We start from the raw sequence: 25,499 nt of genomic DNA, 5'->3' as shown, positions 1-25,499 counted from the left end.
CCTCCTGATTTTCTACCTCATTACTGTATCAAAGGAAAGATACAAAGACAAGAAAAAAAGGAACAGCCGTTTTAGCAGTTCCCAGTTAGTGATCAGACAGCGCACCCGCTTTTCTTTGCGAATTGTCTCCCGAAGTTTATTAATTCTTCCTCTTCTTCACCTTCTGGATTATTTTCGATTTTTACCGAAGGCAGCACAATGTCTCCACCGCGTTCTTTTATTTTTGCCTCTAGCGTATCAACCGCTCCGCAGAAAAATTCATATGCTGTATCACCGGAACCGAATACAGCGCATGTTTTGCCGGAAAAATCAATCTCATCCATGTCTTCAGCCAAATCTAAAAATTCATCAGGCAGATCTCCGTCTCCCCATGTGTAGGTTCCCATTATGATATGGTCATAATCGGTAAACAGCTGGGCATCATCAATATCCATTGCTTCGAAACGGTCTACTTCTGCTTCCGCCTCCTGAAGCCCCTTTTCAATCAAATCTGCCATAGCTTCAGTGTTGCCTGACATTGTTGCATAAACGAGCAAAATCTTCGCCAATTCCTTGTTCCTCCTCTAATGAATCATTGCTGAAACTTCGTACGGCTGGACAAATTTACATTCATACAAGCCTGCGCAAAAGAAATTCTCTTTCTGATTGGCCACTCTCCACCCATGCCCCTTAATGGTATCGAACCATTTTAACGATCGGGCTTCGAGATCAGCCTGGTAAATTCTCGAAAAACCATTTTCATCTTGTGTTGTAGTGACATATATAATGCCATCATCCTCTGAAAGATCAAGAAATGATTCTTCTATTCTGATCATGCTGGATTGAATGATGAATTCTTCACCATTCAAAAGATTCCGTACAGTGACAGCACCGTGCTTTCCTTTCACAGAACCCATCGCCGCCACCAGCCAATTTTCATTGAACACGAGCATGGATGCCGTCATCCGGTTTTTTTCTTTTTTGACAATTTGGACATTGTCACGCTTAATGTCGTAAGCCCAAATGCCGCCAAAATATTCGTGTATTTGCGTGCCGATAAAAAGATTGCCCCCGTGAAGGCATAGCGACCGGATAACAGGGGGATTATGAAATTCGGCAAAAGGTTTGGCTACGCGCCATGAGACACCAAAATCATCCGATACATAAATACAATGCTTACCGTGGGCGCAGACAAACCCGTTGTTTCTGCCGGTAATCGCCCACACTGTTGCATTTGTCGGAAAGCTCGACATCGTCCAGGTTTTCCCTTCATCAGCCGAACGAATGACTGTTCCCTTTTCACCGACGCCAAATAAGTAAGGCCCTATGTAGCTGATACAGTGTATCTTACTTTTCAAACGAAAAAGCTTTCTCCAGCCCTGCTCTAAAGAATAATGAAAAATGCCTTCTCTTTGTACCGCCACAAAATATCCAGAAAACGCCGATGCCGTAACAGCAGTTGCTCCTTTATGAAACATGGCTTTTTTCCTTGTTCATATAATCTGCCCATGCAAGAAAACCTCTCGCAAACGCTCGGCAGCTTTCCACATCTTCATCTGTTTCAGGCACTAATTCAATTTTTAGTGTTTCCTGGTAAACAGCAGCTCCCGCCTCTTGCAGCATGGCATTGAACAAATTCACCGCTTCGCAAAATTTTGGATAAGAATAATCGCCAGACCCGAAGCAGGCTGTTTTTAAACCATTAAGCTGAAGCTGTTTGACCTCTTCGAAAAAATCCTCCGCTTCGTAGGGCAAATCGCCGTCCCCCCACGTATAGGTGCCAATCAGTACATAATCATAGGAGGTTAAACAAGACGCATCCGCATCGTCTATCTCGACACAATCGATATCCAACGCATATTCCTGAAGCGTATCTTTTATTATGAAGGCAATGTCTTCTGTATTTCCTGACATGCTGGCATATGTAATCAAGGCTTTAGCCATGTTATCACCCCATTAATTGATAATGATTTTCAATATCATATGTATCACTTTAAATGATAATGATTTTCATTGTCAACAGATAAATAAAAAAAAAGACAGCACCTCGCTGTCTTTAAAATGGATTTTCCTGATCCAGCATATCCTTTATCACTTGTACAAAAGCTTGAACTTGTTTCAGTTCAAAGGCAGGCTCATAGCCTAATAACCATGTATCCCGACCGATCGGATGCCCTTTCATGTCTAAAAGAGGCATTTTATTCACTTTATCTTCATTTTGAAGGGTAACAGACGGCAAAATAGCATAACCGATTCCGTGCAGCGCCATCTGTTTGCACGTTTCAATCTGATCAACCAATATCGTCTGTTTCGGCGACGTTTTAAATTTTTGATGCCACCAGTGCTGAATTTCCTGAAAATAAGTGCTGTCACTTTTAAACTGGATAAACGGCCGTTCTGTATGGGCAATATCTTCGATGCAGGAAATTTCAGTATCCACTAAATACAGATGATCTGTCATTAAGTAATCTTTGCGCCCCTTCCACTCAGGGTTGCCTCTTATAATGCCGATATGAACCTGATCCTCATACAAGCTTTTCAGCATTTCGCTGCTCCACCCGGTTATGAGCGAGATCTTTGCATTCGGATACTTTTCCACATACGTCTTCAGGACTTTAGGGAGCCAATGCTGACCGATTATGGAGGCGACGGCAAGCTTCAATGTGCCGTGAATTTCACCTTCAAGCTCGTCAATATTTTCTCTTATTCTTTCCTGCTCTAATGTCACATCATTCGCAAACTGAATGATTTTCTCACCGGCGGGCGTTACCGTTAATCCTTTTTGTGATCTTAAAAAGATTTTTGTTCCCCACGCCTTTTCAATGGTTTGTAAGCGCTGAGATAAAGCCGGCTGAGATACAAAAAGCCGTTCTGCCGCCTTTCTCATATTTAATTCCTCAGCTAAAACTACGAGCATATGAAGCTCTTGAAGCTGCATGTCGTCCTCCTTTTTGTTATCAATAAGTTTTTCTTATCTCCCATTCTAATAAAATCTTAGTTTCTTATTCAAGCCCTATTCTCGTTTAAATTATGTATGCGCTTTCTTTTTTTCGCTCTGGCTATATAATAAAAATAGGCCGTACAGCCTACTTATTCAACGAGCGTATATGCTTATTCAATTCCTTTAAAACGACTCTTCTCGTAAAAATCCCTTCAAATACCTGCTCGTCATTTTCAACACAGACAAATCCGTTATTAATGACCATGCCGAATCCCTTCATAATCGGATCATTGATATGAAGGCGCGGAATGTCGGTCAGCATGACTTCCTCAACAGTGATTTGGTCAAGCTTTTCAAACTCAATTCGCTCAAGTCCAAAAATACTGTTCATGATCATATTTGTCCCGATTAAGCCATGTAAACGATAGGAAGGATCCAGAACCGGGATGGCTGTGTATCCGGTTTTTGTCAATACTAATAATGCGTGCTCAAGGTTATTTCCGACTTGCACGTGCGCTACTTTGTCCGCCTCAATCATAAATTGTCCGACTGTTGCCTCAAGAAGTTGATCTGATTGTAAGCTTATCATGTTTTCGACCCCTTTTCATTTTCATCATCAATACATTCCCTATATTGCAATAATATAAACTTTATCAGTATTTGTCGAAAAGTTTCCTTTCAATAAAAAAGATACTCTTTGTGGAGTATCAATTATAGGGTGTCCCATTAATTTTCAAATCGAAATCGGTCGTATAGCGTTACAAGTTTTTTGTAGGTGGTTCCGTCAACGTTTTTGGTCCCTGTCTCTATATCGTTGATCTCACTGCTTAATAGCTCGATGGCATACTCATGGTTGATCAGGATATTCAGCAGAAGTTTTTGTTCTTCTTCTGTAAATCGTTCACCGATAAGACTCATTCGCAATCAGGCCCCCTGTTTTATACTGAATACCTCTGAAAGCAAGACAACTTACTTTCAGCTCTACCGCTAGAATAAGTAATCAGATAACAAACGTCAACCGCATAATTCGACATTTACCTTGGCTTTTTCAGCCAAATTATTTTGTGAAACGATTTGCATAGCTGAAGGCAGTGTATGAATCCGGCTTTATTTTGGCCTCAATCCCCATGGAGGTAATACGTCCAGTCATTTCTTGGATCAGATCTTTTGTAAGCCCTTTTTTCCCAATATCCAAGTGAACTTCAAAGGTAAGATCCGCCCCCTCACCGGTAAAGGGCAGGAGCAGATCGGTAATATCCATTAAGTGTCCATCAAGAATATGAGCGGCCGTTTCTTGGCTGTACGCCGTTTCTAACGAAATCTTCTCCCGAAGGCTATGTATGGGTCTGTCGACTGTATGATTTTTCAAGCAGCCCCAAGCTCCCTTGCCTGTACGATGCAAATGCAATGCGGTAATAAACTTTGTGTAATCGCGGTAAACCTGTGAATCGGTTCCGATCGATAACACATAAGAAGAACGGGGGTCCTTTTGAACAAAGGCTTTAAGCCGTTCCATCACATCTTGAAAGGTCATCTGTGCTTCTGAAAGATTATAAAACAGAAAAGAATCAGCCATCACGACACTCCTTTTCAAGGATTTCAACCATGAAACAAGTATGTTCCTTACCGTTTATTTCGATTACTTTTGCAAAGGCGGAAGCTTGTTCCCCCTATTTCAGGAATCTTACTGAAGAAGTTCAAAGATTTCGATGGAAACCATGTCGATATTATCAAACGGATATGTGTTAGGTTTTTCACCTTTTTGGAAAACCGTCAGTTCAAACGTTTGATTTTTTTCGAAATATTTAACACTGCATATTTTCTCACCATTCACTTCGAAATAACGCTGCATTGGCTCGTTAGCCGCTTCCGCTGTTTCTTGCAGACTTTGCAGCCGTGTGATGATACCCATTAATTGTGACATTCTAAAAAAAGACTCCTTTCAAAAAGCAACTTCAAATCAACAAGTATTTATTATAATACAAGTTCTATTGAGCATCATACCATAAAGTCGGACAGGATGGCATTTTCACTGCTGAATTTAAGCAAAGAAAAAAAGTGAAAAAAACTATTTTTCTTTAGTTTGAGGCTTTTTTTGAATGTCATGCACACAATTATAATTTTTTTCGAATCTTTGGCAGCATTAAGAATGCCTTTTTGCAATTTTGTCAAAACCTTCTTTTGAATTTTATGGTGAAGTCCCGCGTGGCCATAATCAATGGGAGTCATGCTGGATAGAGGTAAACAACGGAACTGAAATAAATAATCATTTCAGAACGAATTTTCCTCCTTACCCGTGCAGCAGTGTCAGGGGTGTTCGGCACTGAATGTTTCTCCCCGTGTTAAACGTTTACCACTAGTTAGGTTTATTGTTTCATTGGATTGTCCTATGCTTTGACAAATAAAAAACTTGGCGGGGGTAGCGCCAAGTTTTTTCGGATCTTGATCTGATAGAGGGGTTGGGGAACAGAGAGTAGCTTCTCTCTATAATTAAATGATAATGATTCTCAGTATCAATGTCAATCGTTTTTTGATATTTTTTCATTTCATAAAAAAAAACGGCCTTTCAGCCGTTAAATCAGTCCGTCCTGCTCATATAAATAAGAATAAGGCAAGTCTATAAATAAATACATCTGATCATCCATCGGATATGAAAACGTTCTGATCATTTCACCTGTTTCCAAATCACTGTACAGATCACTGAAAAAACCTTTTCTGAGATTTCTCATTCTCATAATGTTCTCCAGAAAATAAGGGCGCCAGCTCCAGTTCTTTTCCGCATATTCCGGCTGATAAATCCATTCTCCGTCTTGCTTAAACACATTTCCCGTCAGCTGATCGCCTTCTTCATCACACATGTAAATCCTGAAGCTGCAATCTGTCAGCTCTTCAGCCAGCTTTTTAATAAAGTCATCATCAGAAGACAGATTGTTTTTTCTCAAAGAGGTCACATCCTGATGCACTCGTTTGTAAAACTGTTCAGAGTGCTCATAGACGGTCTCCAGTTTCTTTTTCTCATGTGTGATAAATTGGTGAAATTCAGTTTTAAGTCTTTGTTTCAATACATCTCTCTCTAGAAACGTTTCAGATGGAGACACTAAGTAATAGCCCTGAAAATAGCGGCCTCCGTTTCTCCAGGCGTACTGAAGCTGGAAGTTCGCCTCAATGTCTTCATACAGCAGCGCCGCACCGATTTTTCTTGCTAATAAAGAGATGCTGTACAGCACATGCTCATATGACGGTGACGGCTGTGACACTTTCAGCGCCTGCAAATCGATTTTTAACAGATCTGGTGAGAGCAGCGCGATTCTGTCCAAGTTGCTGCTTTCTTTTCCGATGTTGTCAACTGCGATTTTAATTCCGTATGTACGATAGTATGCAAGCATATGGTAGAGCTGCTCAATATCCCCTTCAAAATTGTGCTCTGTAATTTCAAGCACAAAACGGTGGAGTTCAATTCCCTTCGCTTCATATTCTTTCAGAAGCTCCAGAAAGCTTTCACCATGATCCAGCATCAGCAGATTGGCATCCTGATTCATAAAAATCAGCAGATCAGAATCCGCCTCTAAAAAGCGGTCAAGAGCCTGGCGGATAATTCTGTTATCAACCTCTAATTTATATTCTTCGGGTATCCCCGCATCTAAAAAGAAGGGCCCGAGACTTTGGATTTCTGAATCTGCCAAAATTCGTCCAAGCACCTCATATCCGACGACCTTCTGCTCCTCGGCACTAAAAATCGCCTGGTAATATGGAAGGACATCATCAATGTTCGTTAAAATATCAAGTGGATCCAACATGTTATCACCTGCTTCTCTATCTTTGTCTGATTATACCACATTGAATCCAAAGATTAATATTCTTTAAAACGGATAAGGATTCAGCCATTGCCCTCCGTCCATTGTGATACAATCCCCGTTTATATAGGATGCTTCATCAGAAAGCAAAAACGCTGCCAAAGCGGCGATTTCCTCCGGTGTGCCCAATCGGCCGAGCGGCACACTGTTCATCGTGCGGGCCATCGCTTTTTCCGATTCAAATAGCTTCTCCGCACCACCTGTTCGTTCAATCGGTCCGGGGGCTATCGCGTTTGTGCGAATGCCGTATTTGCTCCCCCATTCAACGGCCAGCGTTCTTGTCAATGACAATACCCCCGCTTTGGCTGCAGCGGAATGAACGACCCCCGCTCCCGCTCCCCAAGCGTACGTGGCTGCCATATTTAAAATGACACCCTGCTGCTTCTGGTCAATCCAATGCCTTGCCGCTGCCTGGCTGCAAAAAAATGTGCCGTTTAAAACAATCTCAATAACGGCTTTCCATCCATTGGGCGTCAGCTTTTCTGCCGGACAAATAAAGTTTCCGGCCGCGTTGTTAATCAGCGCGTCAAGCCGGCCAAAGGCTTTTATCGCTTCTTTAATCATGTCTGAAGCGGCGGAATCGGAACGGACATCCATTTGAAAACAAGCGACCTGTCCCTCAAAGGTCTGAATTTCTTTTTTTGTTTCCTCAAGTGCCTCATGGTTCCTCCCTGTCACCATAACGTGCCACCCTAATTCAGCCTGTTTTTTTGCCATCGCTTTTCCCATGCCGCTTGACCCTCCGGTAATAATTACCGCCTTTTTTTCCATGTTTATCCCTCCAGTTGTGAATGAGTATTCATTCAATAATATTCTATCATTATATCCCTGCCTCTGTCAGCACATGCTCATATGAGATTTTTATCAGATATAGATGATATAATAGAAAAACTCTATTAAAGGTTGGTTTGAAATGAAAAAGATGTCCAGAAGACAATTTCTAAAAGGAATGTTCGGCGCTCTTGCTGCCGGGGCTTTAACGGCCGGCGGGGGATATGGCTATGCCAGGTATCTCGAGCCGCATATGATCGAGACAACCGAACACACAATAAAAAGCTCTCTCATCCCGCACGGATTTGACGGTTTTAAAATCGTGCAGTTCAGCGATGCACACTTGAGTGATTACTTTACTCTCGAAGATTTAAAAACTGTCATTCTTACAATTAATGAATCTAAACCTGATCTCATTGTTTTTACAGGTGATATTATTGATAATCCTGATACGTACCAGCACCACCAGGCAGTCATTCCATTATTGAGAAAGCTTAATGCTCCATTCGGCAAGCTTTGTATTTACGGCAATCATGATCACGGAGGCTATGGAACTGCCGTTTACAAAAGCCTGATGACGGCCGGAGGTTTCACGGTATATCGCAATGGCTATCAAACATTGTCACTCGCAGATGGCAGCAAAATCGAGATTGCTTCGCTTGATGACTTAATGCTGGGAAACCCAGATTATGAAGGCACCCTTTCAAGGCTGAGCGACAGGCTTTTTTCCATTCTTCTCGTCCATGAACCTGATGCAGCCTTGAAAACAACAGATTATCCCGTGAACCTTCAGCTTTCCGGTCATACACACGGTGGCCAGATTCAGTTGCCTTTTTACGGACCGATTATTACGCCTCCATATGGAAAAGTCTACACAGAGGGAATGTATCAAATGGGCAGCACTCATATTTACGTAAACCGAGGCCTCGGGATGACCAGGCTGCCTTTGCGGTTTCTGGCCAAGCCTGAAATCACTGTCTTCACCTTAAAAAGCACAAATTAATGTAGCAGGATGGGCTCCTCATCAATACTTATAAGTAAAAAAGGAGGATGAGGAAACTGCTTACGTACCAGGTGAAGCAAGGTGATACACTGAACAGCATCGCGGCTGATTTCAGAATCAGCACGGCTGCATTACTCCAGGCTAATCCGTCACTGCAGGCAGGGCTCACTGCGGGACAGTCCATAGTCATCCCCGGACTGCCGGACCCTTATACAATTCCGTATCATATCGCAGTCTCAATCGGAGCGAAGACCCTTACGCTGTTCCTAAATAATCGGGTAATGAAAACCTATCCCATCGCCGTTGGTAAAATACTAACGCAAACGCCTACTGGCGAGTTTTACATTATTAACCGCCAGCGCAATCCCGGCGGCCCATTTGGCGCTTATTGGCTGAGCCTTTCAAAGCAGCACTACGGAATACATGGGACGAATAATCCCGCTTCGATTGGTAAGGCTGTTTCTAAAGGCTGCATTCGCATGCATAACAAAGACGTGATCGAACTTGCTTCAATTGTGCCAAACGGAACAAGAGTCACGATTAATCGGTAATGTTTTCTTATTTGTTTCAAAAACAGGCGGTTTATAATATGATAAAGTGGGACCTTTAGGGTAAGGAGCGTTTTTATGGATATATTTAAAAATCGTAATTTTGTTCGTCTATTTTTCGCAGCACTCGCTTCTCAAATGGGCACGACAGTAGGCAACATGGCCTTTGCTTTTTTTTTGCTAGACCGATTCAGCAACCAGCCTTCATATACGACCTTGGCGGAGCTGATGTATTCTCTTCCGACCATATTTGTATTTCTGATCGTAGGAGTCGTCGCGGACCGGTTTGACAGAAAAAAGGTGGCAGAAAATTGTGATTGGATCAGAGCAGGCCTGACTGTCGTGCTTTTTTTCACTTTATTTACCGGCAATATTCCTCTTGTTTTTTGTATCTTATTTATCAGAAGCGCTGTAACAAAGTTTTTCTTTCCGGCAGAAAACAGTTTGGTACAAGCCATTCTGCCGAAGGAGCATTATGCGAAAGCGGCAGGGCTTAATCAGATGCTTTTTAGCATTTTTATGGTGTTTGGAGTCGGTATAGGCGCGTTTATGTACAACACAATCGGTATTGAAGGCGCCATTATTCTTGATTTTGTCAGCTTTATCATTTCTGGGCTGCTGATCCGCAGCTGCCGGATTCCAAAAGAAGCCCGACAGCCAAACGGTGCATTCAGCTGGAGAAAGACTTCTGTTAAGGATTCAATAAATGACTTTAGAGAAGGCATCCTCTATATTTTAAAAAACAAATTGCTGGCATCTCTTATTTTTGGCTTCTTCATTTTTGGATTTGTCAACGGAGGATTCGCCGTATTGCCGATGTTTACAATGAAATATGGATTGGCGCCTGACCGTTATGAGTGGCATACGTCTGTATTTACGATCGCACTCGGGTTTGGGCTGCTGGCAGGCAGCGTAATCGGCACGATCATCTCTAAAAAAGTGAAGCCGCACTTTTTAATGTCGATACCGATTTTCATTGCAGGTTTGCTGATCTTCGTCCTCGGCTACACCAATATTTTATGGGTGTATTACGCGGCAGCTTTTGCACTGGGAATGTGCATCGGACCGATCAACATTGCAATCGGAGGGTGGATGCCAAAAATTGTTCATCCAAAACTGATGGGACGTGTAAGCGGCATGCAGGACCCTTTTATGATGTTTGCACAGTCTTTGACACTTGGCTTAGTCGCGCTGTTATTCCCTAAGTTTGTTTCAAACATTGATTATCTTTATTACGGCATGGGTGTTATTATCCTGCTCGTTTTTATTTTTTATTTTATTGCACTGCCTAAATACAGTGCTCAGGCTGTGGAAGTGAATGTTCAGGAAGCATTTCAAGAACAGCCGAAAAAGAAGGCAAGATCTGTATAATGCAGGTTAAAAATGCGCTTTTTTTCTTAGAAAAAAGCGCATTTTTACATTCAATATTTGCATTTCAACTTTAAAAAAGTATAATCTAAACATATAGAAATTGATAAGAGCAAAGGAGAGAAATAATGGACGACCATGCATATGCGAAAGATCTGCAGCCAACCGTAGAAAATCTTTCAAAAGCAGTTTACACTGTGAACCGCCATGCAAAAACCGCCCCCAACCCTAAATACCTATATCTGCTGAAAAAACGGGCTTTGCAAAAGCTTGTCAAAGAAGGTAAAGGAAAGAAAATAGGGCTTCATTTTTCAAAAAATCCAAGGTTCAGCCAACAGCAATCGGACGTGCTTATCTCAATCGGAGACTACTATTTTCACATGCCTCCAACTAAAGAAGACTTCGAACATCTTCCGCATTTAGGTACACTTAATCAATCGTACCGAAATCCTAAAGCTCAAATGTCTTTAACAAAAGCGAAACACCTATTGCAAGAATATGTCGGCATGAAAGAAAAGCCGCTAGTGCCAAATCGCCAGCAGCCAGCTTACCATAAACCGGTCTTTAAAAAACTTGGCGAGAGTTACTTTTAAAATAAAAACAGCCGTGCCTCTTTCTGGCAACGGCTGTTTTTATTTATTCAATAACATACGTATCCACTTTTTTAATCAAATCACTGATCTCAGGCTTGCTGATTTGCTCATCTGCGCCTACAACTTCGCCGCGGTGACGCAGATCATCCGTAATTAACGATGAGAAAATCATAACCGGCACATCTGAGCTTTTCGGATTTTCTTTCAGCAGCTTTGTGAGCCTGTGTCCGTCCATTTTTGGCATTTCAATATCAGTGATGATCATATCAATCTGTTCTGATAAATCAGTTTCGTTTTCAGCAAGGTTCATAATGTATTCATATGCTTCTTTTCCATTTTCAAACGAAGCGATATTGTTGTACCCTGCTTCTTTTAATTCATCCTGCAAGAGGCGCATCAAAAGCGGTGAGTCCTCTACAATGATAAGCTTTTTATCAGTTCTTCTTTCATCGAAGCCCTCGGTATGCATATTATACGTGTCAACACCTGAATCTGATTCAATGTCATAAATAATTTTTTCATAGTCAGGCAAAAAGATCATCAGGTCTTCGAGCTTAATAATCCCGGTAAGGTGCCGCTCCATTCCTTGATTTAACGATGTCGGCTTTTCAATCGCTTCCCAGGATACTCTGTGAATTTGAGAAACAGAGCCGACATGAAAAACAATTTTCCGTTTATTAAATTCAGTCACGATATATTTCTCATCTTTTGATCCTTCAGGCTCTACTCCAAAAAATGAGAAGAGACTGATCACAGGGAGGATTTCTCCTCTGAGTTTAATCATTCCTTCTACATGCTGATGGGAGTGAGGCACTGATGTCACCTCGACAGGCTGAATAATTTCTCTTACCTTCATGACGTTAATTCCGAAAGCATTTTCACCGACGCCAAACTTCACAATTTCTAATTCATTTGTACCAGAATCCAATAAAATTTCGTATTGTTGTAACGACAATTCAATCCCTCGCTATTCGCATTCAGTATTGTACTGTATATATCGGCGTAATTTGTAAAAAGTGAATGGCAGCTCTTCAAAATCGAATTCCGAAGGCAACAAGCCGCGTTCCTCAAAAAAGAAACTTTTTTCCTAATAACCATTGACTTTCCAACTAACAGTGATAAAATAGTCAAGGATTTTTCCAAAGAAGGGTGTAAATAATGGGTACCTTAGTAATATTTAAAGAAAACGAAATGACTGTTTTAGAGGATATCAGTGAAGAAACTTACCTGAATATGAAGAAAGAATCAGCTGACCTTCAAGAAGAGCATCCTCAGTATCTGATTTGGCACGAAGACCTTCATTTTGATTATGGCTATTAATGAAATTGGCACATATAAACAATAATAGAACATGATACAATAAAGACAATCAAATCGCTGGTTGTCTTCTTTTTTTCTGAAAAGAAAGGTATGTTTAGAAAAAAGGCGCATACAATCGAAATATATCAGTTAAAAAGGTGACAAATGATCAGCTAGTGGTAAAATAGGATAAACTCATTATATTTGTTAAGGTGATGAATTATGGAACATTTGCTGAATCCGAAAGCAAGAGAGATCGAAATTTCAGGAATACGCAAATTCTCGAATCTTGTAGCCCAACACGAAGACGTCATTTCACTTACAATCGGCCAGCCTGATTTTTTCACACCGCATCATGTGAAAGCTTCCGCAAAAAAAGCCATTGATGAAAACGTGACGTCATATACTCCGAATGCCGGCTACCTGGAGCTGAGACAAGCTGTGCAGCTTTATATGAAGAAAAAAGCGGATTTCAACTATGATGCTGAATCTGAAATTATCATCACAACAGGCGCAAGCCAAGCCATTGATGCTGCATTCCGGACGATTTTATCTCCCGGTGATGAAGTCATTATGCCAGGGCCTATTTATCCAGGCTATGAACCTATTATCAATTTGTGCGGGGCCAAGCCTGTCATTGTTGATACTACGTCACACGGCTTTAAGCTTACCGCCCGGCTGATTGAAGATGCTCTGACACCCAACACCAAGTGTGTCGTGCTTCCTTATCCGTCAAATCCTACCGGCGTGACTTTATCTGAAGAAGAACTGAAAAGCATCGCAGCCCTTTTAAAAGGCAGAAATGTCTTCGTATTGTCTGATGAAATATACAGTGAATTAACATATGACAGACCGCATTACTCCATCGCAAACCATTTGCGGGATCAAACAATTGTCATTAACGGCTTGTCAAAATCACACAGCATGACCGGTTGGAGAATTGGATTTTTATTCGCACCGAAAGACATTGCAAAGCACATTTTAAAGGTTCATCAATACAATGTGTCGTGCGCCTCATCCATTTCTCAAAAAGCCGCGCTTGAAGCTGTCACAAACGGCTTTGACGATGCATTGATTATGAGAGAACAATACAAAAAACGTCTGGACTATGTTTATGACCGTCTTGTTTCCATGGGACTTGACGTAGTTAAACCGTCCGGTGCGTTTTATATCTTCCCTTCTATTAAATCATTTGGAATGACTTCATTTGATTTTAGTATGGCTCTTTTGGAAGACGCTGGTGTGGCACTCGTGCCGGGCAGCTCGTTCTCAACATATGGTGAAGGATATGTAAGATTGTCTTTTGCGTACTCGCTGGACACACTGAGAGAAGGCCTGGACCGTTTAGAATTATTTGTATTAAAAAAACGTGAAGCAATGCAGACGATAAACAACGGCGTTTAAGCCGTTGTTTTATTTTTTTGGAAATGAAATTTTAAACGCTGTGCCTTTTTCAGGATGGCTGTCCACATGTATAACTCCCTGATGGTTTTCAATGATATTAAATGTCACCATTAATCCAAGCCCCGTACCTTTTTCTTTTGTTGTTAAGAATGGCTCTCCAATCCGGTTTAGTACCTTTTCAGGTATACCTTCCCCTTCGTCTTTGACAGTAACATGAACAGAATGCTCATCTTCGGTTATGATAATGTCTACTGTTCCCCCATCAGGCATTGATTCAACTGCATTTTTGATTAAATTAATGAATACCTGCTTTAATTGGTTTTGATCCCCGTTTATATAAATGCTGTCTTTTTCATAACTTGTTCTGATAAAAATGCCATTTAAATTCGCCTGCGTTTCTAACAGGGCTGAAACCTCACCAATTAATTTTTTCAAGTTCAAATATTCTTTGACAGCATTTTGCTGAGGTTTCGCCAGCATGAGCAATTCACTGAGTATTAATTCGATACGGCTGAGTTCAGAAAACACAATATCAAAGTAATGTTCGTTGCCTTCCATTGTCGGTTTCATCAGCTGTAAAAATCCTTTGATCGCTGTAAGAGGGTTGCGGATCTCATGGGCGATTCCCGCCGCGAGCTGCCCTGCAATTGATAATTTTTCCGATTTCAGCATCAATTCTTCTGTTTGTTTTCTCTCTGAAATGTCCCGAAGAATGACCTGGACGGCCGCTTCACCAAAAAAGGTCGTCGGAATGCAGACCATCTCCGTATAGATGACCCTGTTCTGAAAGGTGAACCAGGATTGCTTGACAATTTCAGATTCTGTTTTTTGCTCGGCGATATTTTGGATTCTCTCTTTTACATCCTCGTGATCGCAAGGATGCAGCTGATCGTATATGTTTTTGCCAATTAAGTCCTCATAGGTAGCCGCTTCAAACAGGGAAATTCCCGATTCATTCATAAACACCCATTTTCCATTGTGAATCACCGCAATGGTATCAATGGAATTTTGAATCAGCAGCTGATATCGTTCACGGCTTTTTTGCAGGATGGTTTGGAATTTTTTCCTTGAAGAGATATCGATCAGCAGCAGCAGCTCAGCCTGCTGGTTTTTGTAGACGGTCGGGGATGCTTTCACTTCTAAATGAACAGGTGTGCCATCAAGCCTTTTCCACGTCTGTTCAATCATTCCGACTTCCATTCCTTTTTGCATTCGTATAATCCTGTTTTTCACGATATCATGATATTCTTCTTCAATAAATTCATAGGACCATTTTCCAATAATAGCATCCTTGCTTTTTGCTCCCAGCATTGAAAGCATCGCGCTGTTTACATAGACGATCTTGCCTTTGACACTGATGCATAGCGGACTCGGGAGATTTTCAACCAACCGTTCATAATCATCCGTTATATATGTAGTCGATTCCGGGCTTGCAGGTTCGATTTCATGTTTTTCGCAGTTTAGGGATTGATGGCCTGTTTCTTCTTCAAGAACCTTCATTTTCAAAATGATTTCCCGTTCTGTCCGCTCAGCTCTTGTCGTAACAATTTCTACCGCAGCCTCCACCCACACAATCGTATGATCTTTTTTAATAAAACGAAAGGTGCACGGCATCAGATGATGTTCATTATAAAAATAGCTTTCAACTAAAAATTGGTCTTCCTCATGCAGAAACGTTTTGAGGAATGATCCGATCATCTCTCCTTGGAGATAGCCCAAATGCAGTTTGGAGTTGGCAGATATATAAATGATGCGTCCATTCGAGGCCAAGACTGCATGAATATCGTTTTTTGTTTGAAATGGTTTAACATGCTGCGTATCCTGTTCCACAGAATCCCTCCTTTGCATGATCATCGTGTTTCGACATATACAGATTGACTTTTACCTAGTATGATTCGCTAGAAAATGAGTATTCTCCTTCTATTCTTATGGTGAACGTCAATTTTTGAATAAAAGAAAGGGCACACAATCTTTTCGTTGTGCACCCTGTTTTTTATTTTTTACTGTGTTTTTTTTCGAGCTCTGCGTAGGCGTGTATAGCTCTTTTGGCAATGAGTTTGTTGATCGGGTCGTGGTCGTTCGCTACAGAAGGGACAACAACACTGAATGCTACTTTTGGATTTTTTGATGGATAATAGCCGACAAATGTTAGATTGTACGTGCTTTTTCCCCACCAATTACGATTTGTTCCGTAATAAAATGTTTGAGCAGTTCCTGTTTTTCCGGAAACATCCTCTGCAAACGTATTTCTAGCTGTTCCCGAAGTGGTAACTAGCTTCATTCCAGTCTTCACCTGCTGAATGTCACTTTCTGAGTTGTTAATTTTGTTGAGAATGTTTGGCTTTCTTTGCTCAATGGTCTTCCCAAGGCCTTCTTTTTTGCTGGGCTCATGAACACTTGTAACAATTCTTGGCTGAATGCGGTACCCCCCATTGGCAATTGATGAGATGTACTGAGCCATTTGAAGCGGTGTATATGTATCGTATTGTCCAATGGCCAAGTCTAAAATTAACCCTCCTACCGCATCAGGTGTAGTTTGCATACCGGCTGATTCCTGCGGCAGATCGATACCTGTCTTTACTCCCAGGCCAAATTGGCTGTAGTAATTTCTCATTTTGTTTAAATCCTTCTGGTCAGCAGGAAGAGGTCCATGCGGCTTGTATGTGACACCGGCAATGTGCATGGCGACATTAAACATGTATACGTTTGAGCTTTTTTGCAATGCCGTTAATTCATTAATAGTTCCCATATTCATATAGGACTTCTTAGGCTTATTACCGTTTCCTGCAAAATACAGTGGCATGTCAACAAAATATTTATAATGCGGGATCCCGTCCTGATAGCCGGCTAGCACGGTGGCCCCCTTTACTGCTGATCCCATTTCATATTGGGTGGTAAATGCCCCTATCGCATAATCTTCAATTTTGTTGGTTTTTAAATCTATCTTTTTCCCTGCCATCGATAAAATATCGCCGTTATTCGAGTCCATCATCACGGCAAAGGCTCTGTCAAGCATGTAATTTCCGCGTGCACGGCTGTTTCTTACTTCTTCTTCAATGATCTTTTCTACCTTTGCCTGAAGCTCCATGTCAAAAGCAAGCTGAAGATCGTATCCCCTGCTGCCTTTATCAATGGTTTTTTGGCTGACGACATTTCCTTTATTATCTTCTACGTATTCCACTTTTTCTTTATGCGAATTTAAATATTCTTCATATTGATACTCTAAATAACTTTTTCCCACCCTGTCATTATTCGCATAGCCTCTTGTTAAGTAGAAATCTTTCCGGTCGCTCAGCAGGCCCTGATCAGGTGTCGTGACGCCCCCGAAAACAGAATAAAGGGTTTTGTCATAAGGATATTTTCGTGTCCAATCGTTTACGATATCGATTCCCGGAAGTTCTTCTAAATGCTCAGAAACAATGGAAATTTCATCATATGTTAAGTCATTTTTTGGTCTTTGCGAGGAGTTTTTCTTCTCATCAAGCAGCGCTCCGTTTTTTCCATTGCTATTGCTCTTATTTGGATTCATTGCCTTTACGATTTGAGGTTCGTAAGCATTTCCGCTTGAAAACCTTGTATATATCGCAGCAGTTTCCATTTCTTCGTCATCTTGCTGAATAGCCTTTAATTCTTGATCCGGAACACGCTCTATTTGAAGCTTGTAAGCCTGGTCTCCTTTCAGATTGCTTTCTGATTCCTTAAGCAGAGCGGCGGCTTTTTTCGGATGAGCTGCGATCCAGTAATCACGAAGATCCCTTTCCTTCAAAAATTCAGTATCAATATGAATGAAAGAAGCAAGCCGCTTCGCTGTTTTGATTTTATCTTCTGTTTTTGTGCTAGATGTTGATACATACACAATTTCTGGAACGCTCTGGTTGTCGACAGCAACTTTCTGGTTTCTGTCGTACATCTTCCCGCGAGGCGCAGGATAGTAAGCTGTTTTTGCATTTGATTTCTCAGCGTCTTCTTCATGCTGTTCGCCTTCAACAATTTGAACAACCCCGAGCTTAAAAATTAATGCAGTGAATAGAACAAAGACAGCTAGGAAAAAAAGGTTCATTCTGATTGCTCTGTTTCCTTTGCTCTTTTTCTTTGGTTCACGTCCTATTTCAGTCACTTCTGGTTACCCCTCTCAAATCATTCAATATATTTACATATACTGAGATTAATTGTAACACCTTTGTAATAGTTGTTACAGCGAAAAGGAGTAAAAAAAGCTGTCAATATAAAAACACATTAAAATATAACTAACGGTTCAAAAAAAAGGAAGATATGTAACGGTACGATAAAATCATATATACCGCTGATTCCCTTATTCTTAGTGATTCAACGGATTTACTTTACGAAAATGACAATCTCTATTTGTCAAAGGAAAGTGCTGGAACCTTTATGACAAAAAAGCTATGTTATGATTTTTCTGTAGAAACAAACAACTCTAGGAGGTTACGAACTAATGAAGAAAGCATTTATTTTATCTGCTGCCGCTGCGGTTGGATTATTCACATTCGGGGGCGTACAGCAAGCATCAGCGAAAGAACTCTCCTGCCAGCCTGTGGTTACAGTAAAAACGGGGAACACAGTACAAAACATGTCACTTAACGATGCAGTGAAAAAACTGCATATTAACACAAATATCAAAACGTTAAACGCTGCAAACGAAAAAGAGATTAAGCAGCTTCTTCAAAAACATGCGAAGCAATCTAACGTGAAAGTTCAGGATGTTCAAAAGACAGAAACGGCAAAACCTGCACAAAAGACTACTGAAAAAGCAGCTGCTGATCAAAACACTGCTTCTAAAGCACCTGCAACTGCTGAAAAAACAAACACAACAACATCTGCACCTTCATCTGTAAGTGCATATGAGAAAAAAGTTGTTGAACTTACAAATGCAGAAAGACAAAAACAAGGATTAAAGCCGCTTCAAATTGATGAAACGTTAAGCAAATCTGCACGTGCAAAATCTCAGGATATGAAGGACAAAAACTACTTTGATCACCAAAGCCCAACATACGGCTCACCGTTTGATATGATGAAATCTTTCGGAATCAGCTACAAAACAGCAGGTGAAAACATTGCGAAGGGCCAAAAGACACCAGAAGAAGTAGTAAAAGCTTGGATGAACAGTGAAGGACACAGAAAAAACATTCTAAACCCTAACTTTACTCACATCGGTGTTGGCTACGTTGAGTCTGGAAGCATCTGGACACAACAATTCATCGGAAAATAATAAAAAAATTCCCTGTACGATACAGGTAATCTTCAGCTTGTAGAGAAAACCATGTTTTTTCTACAAGCTTTTTTGTTGTATTCATCTAAATGTATGGAGAAACAGAAAAAAGCTGCCAGACCCCCAGCCAAGCAAGGTTAAGTTAAGGCAGTCTTCTTCACCCAGCTGTGAGGGGAACTTGTTCACTAAATCCGTTTTTCTTTCACCTTCAATAGCAAAGCTGCTGCAATAGATTTATGCCATTGATAGATTTGACTTTTTATAATAAAGGAGAAATTTTTGAGTCAGGTTGAGCAACTTAGGGTTTCGCATGAGGTGCAAAGGAGCTCATTTCCCATTATTTAGTTAATTTTAATTTCCCTATTTTGTTACATTCTAATGCAAACCAAACTGTGCCATCATTATCGCATCCTATTCCATGAGGCTCAGCATGAGGTGTGTTGATTGTATATTCCTCAATTGTTTGATCACTTGTCAGCCTTCCGATTTTATTCCCCCCCCATTCGGTAAACCATAAATCAGATTTTACACCTGCAGCGATAGCGTGAGGTCGTGCATTTGGTGTAGGGATATCATATTCAGTTATTTCACCGGAAACCGTAATCTTACCTATCTTATTACCCATTATCTCTACAAACCAAAGTGCATCATCATGCCCTTTTGTAATGCCTACTGGTCCTGCTGCTGGTGTAGGAATTGGAAACTCCGTTAACTCACCTGATTCAGTTATTTTGCCGATAGCATTATTCTGGTTTTCAGTGAACCAAAGTGAGTGATCTGAACCCAACGTAATAAAAGAAGGGTACGATCCTTCATTAGGCAGTTCGTATTCATGAATTTTGCCCTCTGATGTCAATTTACCTATACGATTTCCATTTATCTCAGTAAACCAGATATCTCCGCCTGGACCTTCCGTAATCCCATATGGGGCTGAATGTTGATGCGGCAATGGATATTCTATAAATTGCCGTTTTGCTGTCAGTTTCCCTATCTTATTAGCCCTATTTTCTGTAAACCAAATATCACCTTTTGAAGACACCGTTAAACACATGACTCCAGCATCAGGTGTCGGAACAATATACTCTTGAATTTGGCCCGTCTTATCAAGACAGCTGATCTTGTTAGCTTTATGTTGAGTAAACCATACCTTTCCTTCGGGTGAAATGGCTATCCCGTATGGACCAGAATCAGAATGTAAAATATTTATTTCTTGCTGTTCAAGCTTCATATCAATACCCCATCAATAATAATCTACAAAAAAAGCCTCCTATACTCACTTTTCTGAGATAGGAGGCAATGCTAAATCGACTTCACTCCAAAGCCGCTTTAGTAATAAGAACATTACCCCATAATCCTATCTCAGAGAATAAATCAATAAACAAAACAAATAAGCCATTCAGATCATCAGAAAAATAGTCACTGATGTTGAATGTATAGGTTAAGCTATTGATTCTTTCTTAAAGCTAGAATTATAGAATCATGTTCTTATTTTCACCCTTTCGTTTTTCGTTAAGGCAACAGTAAAATACTGTCTCCTTTTTGTCAATTATTTAAAACAAGTGGTATTTTTCTCTTTTACGCACTTATAGTCCAAAAAAAGGCTGTCGAGATTTTCACGACAGCCTGATGGTTGCCTGCAGGATACAGGCAATCTTTTTTTATTTCACCCAAAGCTTATATATACTCTGTGTTCCGCTGTTTTCTTCACCTTGAGCAGCTAGCTTGTCATATAAGGATTTTGCGAGCGACAAGCCTGGCATTTCTTCCCCCATTAATTCTGCTTCCTCTAGTGCAATTCCCATATCCTTAATAAAATGCTTCACATAAAATCCCGGTTCAAAGTTGCCTTGCAGCATACGGGGAGCAAGATTTGACAATGACCAGCTTCCGGCTGCGCCCGTTGTGATGCTTTTCAGAACATTTTTCGGCTCTAGGCCTGATTTTTGGGCATAAGCCATCGCTTCAGCAACACCGATCATACCGGCTGCAATTGCAATCTGATTGCACATCTTGGTATGCTGTCCGCTTCCAGCCGGTCCTTGATACTGAATATTCTCTCCCATTAAAGAGAAAATCGGCATGCAGGCTTCAAAAGCTTCTTTTTCTCCACCGACCATAATCGCGAGTGTTCCGTTTTGTGCACCGACGTCTCCACCGGAAACAGGAGCGTCTAAAGCGAACAATGCTTTTTCTTTGGCCGCTTCAGCAATCTTCTTCGCAAGCGAAGGCTTAGATGTCGTCATATCAATAAGATATGCGCCTTCTTTTGCGTTTTCAATAATTCCATTGCTTCCGAAATACACTTCTTCAACATCACTGGGATAGCCGACCATTGTGATGATAACATCCGCTTCTTTCGAAAGATCTTTGACCGTATCTTTCCAGATCGCGCCTTTTTGAAGTATGCTTTCTGCTTTTTCTTTTGTCCGGGTGTACACCAAAACAGGGTGGCCGTCATTCAGAATATGTGATGCCATGCTTTTTCCCATTACTCCAAGACCGATAAAACCAATTGTTTTTTTCAAGGTCATTCCTCCCAGATGTTTCGTTTAGATTTTAGTTAAAATTTATCATTTTTCCTTCATTTTCTAGACTACCATATCTATTCATCTTATAAAATAAAAAATCCCCAAAACAAATGATGTTTGGGGATGTAATTGGATTACAATGTGAATTTTGCAATTGTGTTCATAAGCTCTTGGCTTGCATGTTTTAGTGTTTCCGTTGAGTGTTTGACTTTATCAAGGGTGACAAGCTGTTCATCGGTTGATGCGTTCACTTCCTCTGCTGCGGCAGCTGATTCCTGTGATATGGCTGAAATGCTTTGAATAGCTTCAGATATCGCAAGCTGTTCTTCACTCATTCTTTGAATTTCCGCGTAAATGTGATCAATACCTTGTACCAGTGACTGCATTTCTGCAGTTATCGTATTTAATACCTCTCCAGTTTCGTGAATGGCACTATTTTGTTCATCATTCATTCTGCTTGCCTCAACCATTGCGTGAGAGGCCTCTTTTGTCTCAAGCTGGATAAGCTTCACAGTTTCGCTGATATGCTTTGTAGAAAGGGCTGATTGCTCAGCTAACTTCCGCACTTCATCGGCTACGACGGCAAAACCGCGCCCGCTTTCTCCGGCTCTGGCTGCCTCAATACTGGCATTTAAGGCAAGCAAGTTGGTTTGATCAGATATGTTTGAAATCGCTGTAACGACTTCTTCAATATTCTTAGTTTGATTTTCCAAATCCAGCAGCATCGTTTCAACCTTTTTCGTTTCCATATTGGCTTCGTTTGATTTCATCAGCAGCTGGCCGAGCGCGTCAAGTCCTTTATAGCTTGCATCCTCGGACGATTTAGAGCGTTCTTTAATTCCACCTGCCTCCTCAGCGATTTGCCTGATTTTCGTTGACAAGCTTTCCGATTTTTCATTAATGGTTTCAACTTCAGAAGCCTGTTCCGATGCCCCTGCGGCTACTTCTTCAATCGCTTTTGCAATTTGTCCGCTTGTTTCATTTGTTTCGGCAGAGACAGCCGTTAATTGTTCAGAGGTGTCAGATACTTTCCCTGAAGAGAGTCTCACTTGCTCAACCATTTCCTTCATATTTTCAACCATCAGATTGAAGTCTCTTGTTAAAATACCGACTTCATCCTTGGATTTTGATTCCGCGCGCACTGTTAAATCGCCTGCGGAAACAGCTTTCGTTTTTGCGATCAGCTGTTGTATCGGACCGGTTATCGTTTTGGCCAGGAAGTAGCTGAGAATAATTGTTATGATAAGCGCAATCAATGATATCCAAAGATTTGCCCGATTCATTTTATCTGAAATCCACATTAATTGATCGGTATCAAACTGCGTTCCGACCTTCCAGCCCGTTTCGCCAATCGTTTGGTACACAACCATTTTTCCATTCACATCTTGTATCCCTTGTTTCTCGGATGCGATGGTTTGCAGTGTTTGATCCTTTGATATATTTTTTCCTTGATTTGACGGATGGGCTAACAGATTGCCGCTCGTATCAGCTAAAAAGGCAAATCCATTGTAAGGCACCTTTTGTTTATTGACCATACTCTGGATAGCAGAGAGTTTCAAGTCATAGCTGGCAACCCCTATCACTTTTTGCCCGTCTAAGATCGCTTTCGATGCAGTAACAATCATGTCTCCTGTCACGACATCTTTATAAGGTTCCGTCCAAACAACTTGATCCGGGGTTTCAGCTGCAAGCTTATACCATGGTCTTGATGTTGGATCATAATCCTCAGCGAAATCCGCTTTTGGATATGTAAACATTTCTTTTTTTGCGGTGCCTATGTAAGCCATCGCAACATAATCATCGTTTTCTTTGATTTGCTTAATGTCATCGTGAAACAGCCGAGAAGCTTCTTTACTTGGTTTAGTTACAAATGTATGCGTTAATTCCCCATTAGCCAATCTTGATAACGAAATGGCATAACTCTTTAATTGCAATGCAATATTTTGTTCAAGTGACTGCGTCACGTTTTGAGTTGTATTTTTCCCATCCTCTGTAATCATCGGTTTTAGCGTCAAATAAGAAGACAGCATTAAAAGAACAACTGTGACGATTAACATAATCGAAACAAAAACAGCAATCTTCATGTGAAGTTTTTTAAACAAACCAATCCCCTCCTAATTTCTATATCGGCCCTTTCGTTTGAAAAATGAATAATCAAAAAATAAATTATAAGAAAATCGGAATATATTTACTGAAAATTCAATCTCATTTATAATGAAACAACATAAGGAGAGTGATGATCATACTAAAACAAATGTATGTGCATGACGGCAGAAAATTTGAGGCTCTGACCATCAGAAACTACACTGAGACTGACATCGAGAGGCTGATTTCTCTTCAAAAAGAATGTTTCCCTCCTCCGTTTCCCCAGGAATTGCTGTGGTCAGAGGACCAGCTTGCCAGCCATATCAAAACCTTTCCAGAAGGCGCTTTATGCGCGCTCATCAATGGCAGAATTATCGGTTCCATGACTGCTCTTATTGTACAATTTGAGCCTGAATCTCCTGATCATACATGGGCGCAAGCAACAGACAACGGATCGATTAAAAACCATGAACCTCATGGAAATACTTTATATGTAGTGGATATTTCTGTTTCTCCTCATTATCGAAAGCTTGGAATCGGAAAATGGCTGATGAATACGATGTATGAGCTGACTGTTGATAAGAGACTGGAGCGCCTTCTCGGCGGCGGCCGCATTCCTTTATATCATAAATACGCACACGAGATCAGCGCTGTTCAGTACGTTGAAGATGTGATGGAAGGCAGGAAAAACGACCCTGTGCTGTCCTTTCTCCTCCGTTGCGGGCGTTCACCTATTCGTGTAGTCAGCAATTATGTAGAGGATAAAGAATCATTGAATTACGGTGTTTTGATGGAATGGAAAAATCCTTTTTATAAAAAGAGAGCTGTTGATCACAACAGCCCGTTTAAGTGAAATATTCAATTTTCGCGTTAGGGAAAAAGGTATCAATATAGGATTCAAGTGCTTCTCGAAGTGCATGCTCTTCATCTTTCTGATAAATATATTTTCCGATCCCGTAACGGCCCCATTTATAACGGCGCTTTTCTTCATCTAATTCGAGCTTCGTCTTCGGATAATTTTTCTCTATCACTCGTTTGGCCGGTTTTGTAAAACGGTGTTGAATTAATTCAAACGTTATGTCATGTCTAACGTCCTGCGGCAAAGCAGCATCAAGCTTTTCAAACAGATGTCTGTATCCTTCTTCCCAGCCTTCATGAATATAAATCGGAGCAACAATAAAGCCTAGCGGGTAGCCTGCTTTTGCAACTTTTACTGCTGCTTCTATCCGCTTATCAAGAGGTGAAGTTCCCGGCTCAAAGTTTTTAATCACATAGTCGGCATTAATACTGAATCTGAATCTCGTTTTCCCGTTATGCTTTGCGTCTAATAGGTGATCGACATGATGAAATTTCGTTACAAATCGGAGCTTTCCGAGATCACTTTGTCCAAAATGTTCAATGGCGCGCTTCAGCGTGTGTGTCAGATGATCAATTCCTACAATGTCTGACGTACATGATGCTTCGAACCTTGTGAACTCTGGTGCGCGCTCCTTCATATACTTATCTGCCTGATCCAAAATCTCTTCGACGTTTACATAAGTTCTGATATACGGCTTTGATCCCATAGTTGTTTGCAGGTAGCAGTAATGACAATGCCCCATACAGCCTGTTGCAAACGGAATGGCATATTCGGCCGAGGGTTTGGATGAATCAAACTTTAATGTTTTCCGGACACCGATAACTAAAGTTGATTTCGCATTGCGATATTGCTGAAGATGATTTTTCCCAGGAATATTACGCACCTGATTGTGGGATGTTGTTTCTCTGATTTCAATGCCCATATTCTCAAATTTATCTTGTAATTCTTGGCCTAGCGGATATTCCAGCGCCCTCGGTTCTATATATACAAGCTGCGGAACAAATGGGTTCTGCATGATGCCACATCCTTTTCCTTTACTA

At 40.9% G+C, this 25,499-nt stretch carries 25 protein-coding genes; 8 read left to right on the top strand and 17 right to left on the bottom strand.

Going from position 1 to position 25,499, the window contains the following annotated elements; all coding sequences use genetic code 11:
- Positions 1–92: 92 nt before the first annotated feature.
- From AC07VD_RS08255 to fadH, 10 genes are all read right to left on the bottom strand, one after another.
- Positions 93–548 carry a flavodoxin gene (locus AC07VD_RS08255; protein WP_032721472.1) on the bottom strand — a complete coding sequence of 152 codons (456 nt, stop codon included), beginning with the start codon at positions 546–548 and terminating at the stop codon, positions 93–95.
- A 15-nt stretch (positions 549–563) separates the two neighbouring features.
- Positions 564–1,457 (bottom strand): WD40/YVTN/BNR-like repeat-containing protein, encoded by an 894-nt coding sequence (locus AC07VD_RS08250; protein WP_041338179.1) that lies wholly within the window; start codon positions 1,455–1,457, stop codon positions 564–566.
- Positions 1,447–1,923 carry a flavodoxin gene (locus tag AC07VD_RS08245; RefSeq protein ID WP_217017655.1) on the bottom strand — a complete coding sequence of 159 codons (477 nt, stop codon included), beginning with the start codon at positions 1,921–1,923 and terminating at the stop codon, positions 1,447–1,449. The genes AC07VD_RS08250 and AC07VD_RS08245 overlap by 11 nt, the downstream gene beginning before the upstream one ends.
- A 112-nt stretch (positions 1,924–2,035) precedes the next feature.
- Positions 2,036–2,917 carry a transcriptional regulator CcpC gene (gene ccpC / locus AC07VD_RS08240; RefSeq protein WP_003232387.1) on the bottom strand — a complete coding sequence of 294 codons (882 nt, stop codon included), beginning with the start codon at positions 2,915–2,917 and terminating at the stop codon, positions 2,036–2,038.
- A 148-nt stretch (positions 2,918–3,065) separates the two neighbouring features.
- The gene (cbpB, locus tag AC07VD_RS08235) at positions 3,066–3,509 is read right to left on the bottom strand and encodes a cyclic-di-AMP-binding protein CbpB (RefSeq protein WP_003218674.1); all 444 of its coding nucleotides are present in this window, start codon (positions 3,507–3,509) and stop codon (positions 3,066–3,068) included.
- 137 nt (positions 3,510–3,646) lie between these two features.
- Positions 3,647–3,844 carry an AbrB antirepressor AbbA gene (abbA, locus tag AC07VD_RS08230; RefSeq protein ID WP_010886502.1) on the bottom strand — a complete coding sequence of 66 codons (198 nt, stop codon included), beginning with the start codon at positions 3,842–3,844 and terminating at the stop codon, positions 3,647–3,649.
- Positions 3,845–3,977: 133 nt separating this feature from the next.
- Positions 3,978–4,496: a ribonuclease H-like YkuK family protein gene (locus tag AC07VD_RS08225; protein WP_003232389.1), complete on the bottom strand. Its 519-nt coding sequence runs from the start codon at positions 4,494–4,496 to the stop codon at positions 3,978–3,980.
- 108 nt (positions 4,497–4,604) lie between these two features.
- Positions 4,605–4,844 carry a YkuJ family protein gene (locus AC07VD_RS08220; RefSeq protein ID WP_003218671.1) on the bottom strand — a complete coding sequence of 80 codons (240 nt, stop codon included), beginning with the start codon at positions 4,842–4,844 and terminating at the stop codon, positions 4,605–4,607.
- Positions 4,845–5,493: 649 nt separating this feature from the next.
- Entirely contained in the window at positions 5,494–6,717 is a 1,224-nt protein-coding gene (locus tag AC07VD_RS08215) for an EAL domain-containing protein (protein WP_494721689.1), read from the bottom strand.
- A gap of 63 nt (positions 6,718–6,780) precedes the next feature.
- Positions 6,781–7,545 carry a 2,4-dienoyl-CoA reductase gene (gene fadH, locus AC07VD_RS08210; protein WP_015383534.1) on the bottom strand — a complete coding sequence of 255 codons (765 nt, stop codon included), beginning with the start codon at positions 7,543–7,545 and terminating at the stop codon, positions 6,781–6,783.
- Positions 7,546–7,687: 142 nt separating this feature from the next.
- On the opposite strand from fadH, the gene AC07VD_RS08205 reads away from it, so the two are divergent.
- From AC07VD_RS08205 to AC07VD_RS08190, 4 genes are all read left to right on the top strand, one after another.
- A complete protein-coding gene (locus AC07VD_RS08205) occupies positions 7,688–8,548 on the top strand; it encodes a metallophosphoesterase (protein WP_024573035.1) in 861 nt (286 codons plus the stop codon).
- Between the two features lie 56 nt (positions 8,549–8,604).
- Positions 8,605–9,099 carry a L,D-transpeptidase family protein gene (locus AC07VD_RS08200; protein WP_072174092.1) on the top strand — a complete coding sequence of 165 codons (495 nt, stop codon included), beginning with the start codon at positions 8,605–8,607 and terminating at the stop codon, positions 9,097–9,099.
- A gap of 75 nt (positions 9,100–9,174) precedes the next feature.
- On the top strand, positions 9,175–10,467 hold the full coding sequence (locus AC07VD_RS08195; RefSeq protein ID WP_494721688.1) for an MFS transporter: 1,293 nt from the start codon (positions 9,175–9,177) through the stop codon (positions 10,465–10,467).
- Between the two features lie 125 nt (positions 10,468–10,592).
- Positions 10,593–11,057, top strand: a complete 465-nt coding sequence (locus tag AC07VD_RS08190; protein ID WP_086343783.1) for a YkyB family protein — start codon at positions 10,593–10,595, stop codon at positions 11,055–11,057.
- A 43-nt stretch (positions 11,058–11,100) separates the two neighbouring features.
- On the opposite strand, the gene cheV is transcribed toward AC07VD_RS08190, so the two are convergent.
- Complete coding sequence (gene cheV, locus AC07VD_RS08185) at positions 11,101–12,012, bottom strand: chemotaxis protein CheV (RefSeq protein WP_014476655.1); 912 nt, start codon at positions 12,010–12,012, stop codon at positions 11,101–11,103.
- 203 nt (positions 12,013–12,215) lie between these two features.
- Between cheV and AC07VD_RS08180 the strand changes: the two genes are divergently transcribed.
- Positions 12,216–12,377 carry a protein YkzT gene (locus tag AC07VD_RS08180; protein WP_130572300.1) on the top strand — a complete coding sequence of 54 codons (162 nt, stop codon included), beginning with the start codon at positions 12,216–12,218 and terminating at the stop codon, positions 12,375–12,377.
- 201 nt (positions 12,378–12,578) lie between these two features.
- Complete coding sequence (locus tag AC07VD_RS08175; RefSeq protein ID WP_494721687.1) at positions 12,579–13,760, top strand: aminotransferase A; 1,182 nt, start codon at positions 12,579–12,581, stop codon at positions 13,758–13,760.
- Positions 13,761–13,769: 9 nt separating this feature from the next.
- Here AC07VD_RS08175 and kinA read toward each other — a convergent pair whose 3' ends face one another.
- Positions 13,770–15,590, bottom strand: a complete 1,821-nt coding sequence (gene kinA / locus AC07VD_RS08170; protein WP_494721686.1) for a sporulation histidine kinase KinA — start codon at positions 15,588–15,590, stop codon at positions 13,770–13,772.
- Between the two features lie 163 nt (positions 15,591–15,753).
- Positions 15,754–17,877, bottom strand: coding sequence for a peptidoglycan D,D-transpeptidase FtsI family protein (locus tag AC07VD_RS08165; RefSeq protein WP_494721685.1), 2,124 nt, complete (start codon positions 17,875–17,877; stop codon positions 15,754–15,756).
- 336 nt (positions 17,878–18,213) lie between these two features.
- Between AC07VD_RS08165 and AC07VD_RS08160 the strand changes: the two genes are divergently transcribed.
- Positions 18,214–18,987 carry a CAP domain-containing protein gene (locus AC07VD_RS08160; protein WP_024573418.1) on the top strand — a complete coding sequence of 258 codons (774 nt, stop codon included), beginning with the start codon at positions 18,214–18,216 and terminating at the stop codon, positions 18,985–18,987.
- Positions 18,988–19,324: 337 nt separating this feature from the next.
- On the opposite strand, the gene AC07VD_RS08155 is transcribed toward AC07VD_RS08160, so the two are convergent.
- From AC07VD_RS08155 to mcpC, 3 genes are all read right to left on the bottom strand, one after another.
- Positions 19,325–20,215: a Vgb family protein gene (locus tag AC07VD_RS08155; protein WP_494721684.1), complete on the bottom strand. Its 891-nt coding sequence runs from the start codon at positions 20,213–20,215 to the stop codon at positions 19,325–19,327.
- Positions 20,216–20,645: 430 nt separating this feature from the next.
- Positions 20,646–21,512, bottom strand: a complete 867-nt coding sequence (locus tag AC07VD_RS08150) for an NAD(P)-dependent oxidoreductase (RefSeq protein ID WP_494721683.1) — start codon at positions 21,510–21,512, stop codon at positions 20,646–20,648.
- 137 nt (positions 21,513–21,649) lie between these two features.
- Positions 21,650–23,617, bottom strand: a complete 1,968-nt coding sequence (gene mcpC, locus AC07VD_RS08145) for a methyl-accepting chemotaxis protein McpC (RefSeq protein WP_128737808.1) — start codon at positions 23,615–23,617, stop codon at positions 21,650–21,652.
- A gap of 134 nt (positions 23,618–23,751) precedes the next feature.
- Here mcpC and AC07VD_RS08140 point away from each other — a divergent pair, with 134 nt between their 5' ends.
- The gene (locus AC07VD_RS08140; protein WP_024571337.1) at positions 23,752–24,453 is read left to right on the top strand and encodes a GNAT family N-acetyltransferase; all 702 of its coding nucleotides are present in this window, start codon (positions 23,752–23,754) and stop codon (positions 24,451–24,453) included.
- Here the strand turns inward: AC07VD_RS08140 and splB are convergent.
- On the bottom strand, positions 24,446–25,474 hold the full coding sequence (gene splB / locus AC07VD_RS08135; protein WP_003245173.1) for a spore photoproduct lyase: 1,029 nt from the start codon (positions 25,472–25,474) through the stop codon (positions 24,446–24,448). The two genes, AC07VD_RS08140 and splB, sit on opposite strands and share 8 nt — an antisense overlap.
- Positions 25,475–25,499: the final 25 nt, after the last annotated feature.

Source organism: Bacillus sp. GW821-FHT01G09, from assembly GCF_059422205.1.
The sequence above is the reverse complement of the archived record's forward strand: the minus strand, read 5'-3'. Positions and strand labels throughout refer to the sequence as shown.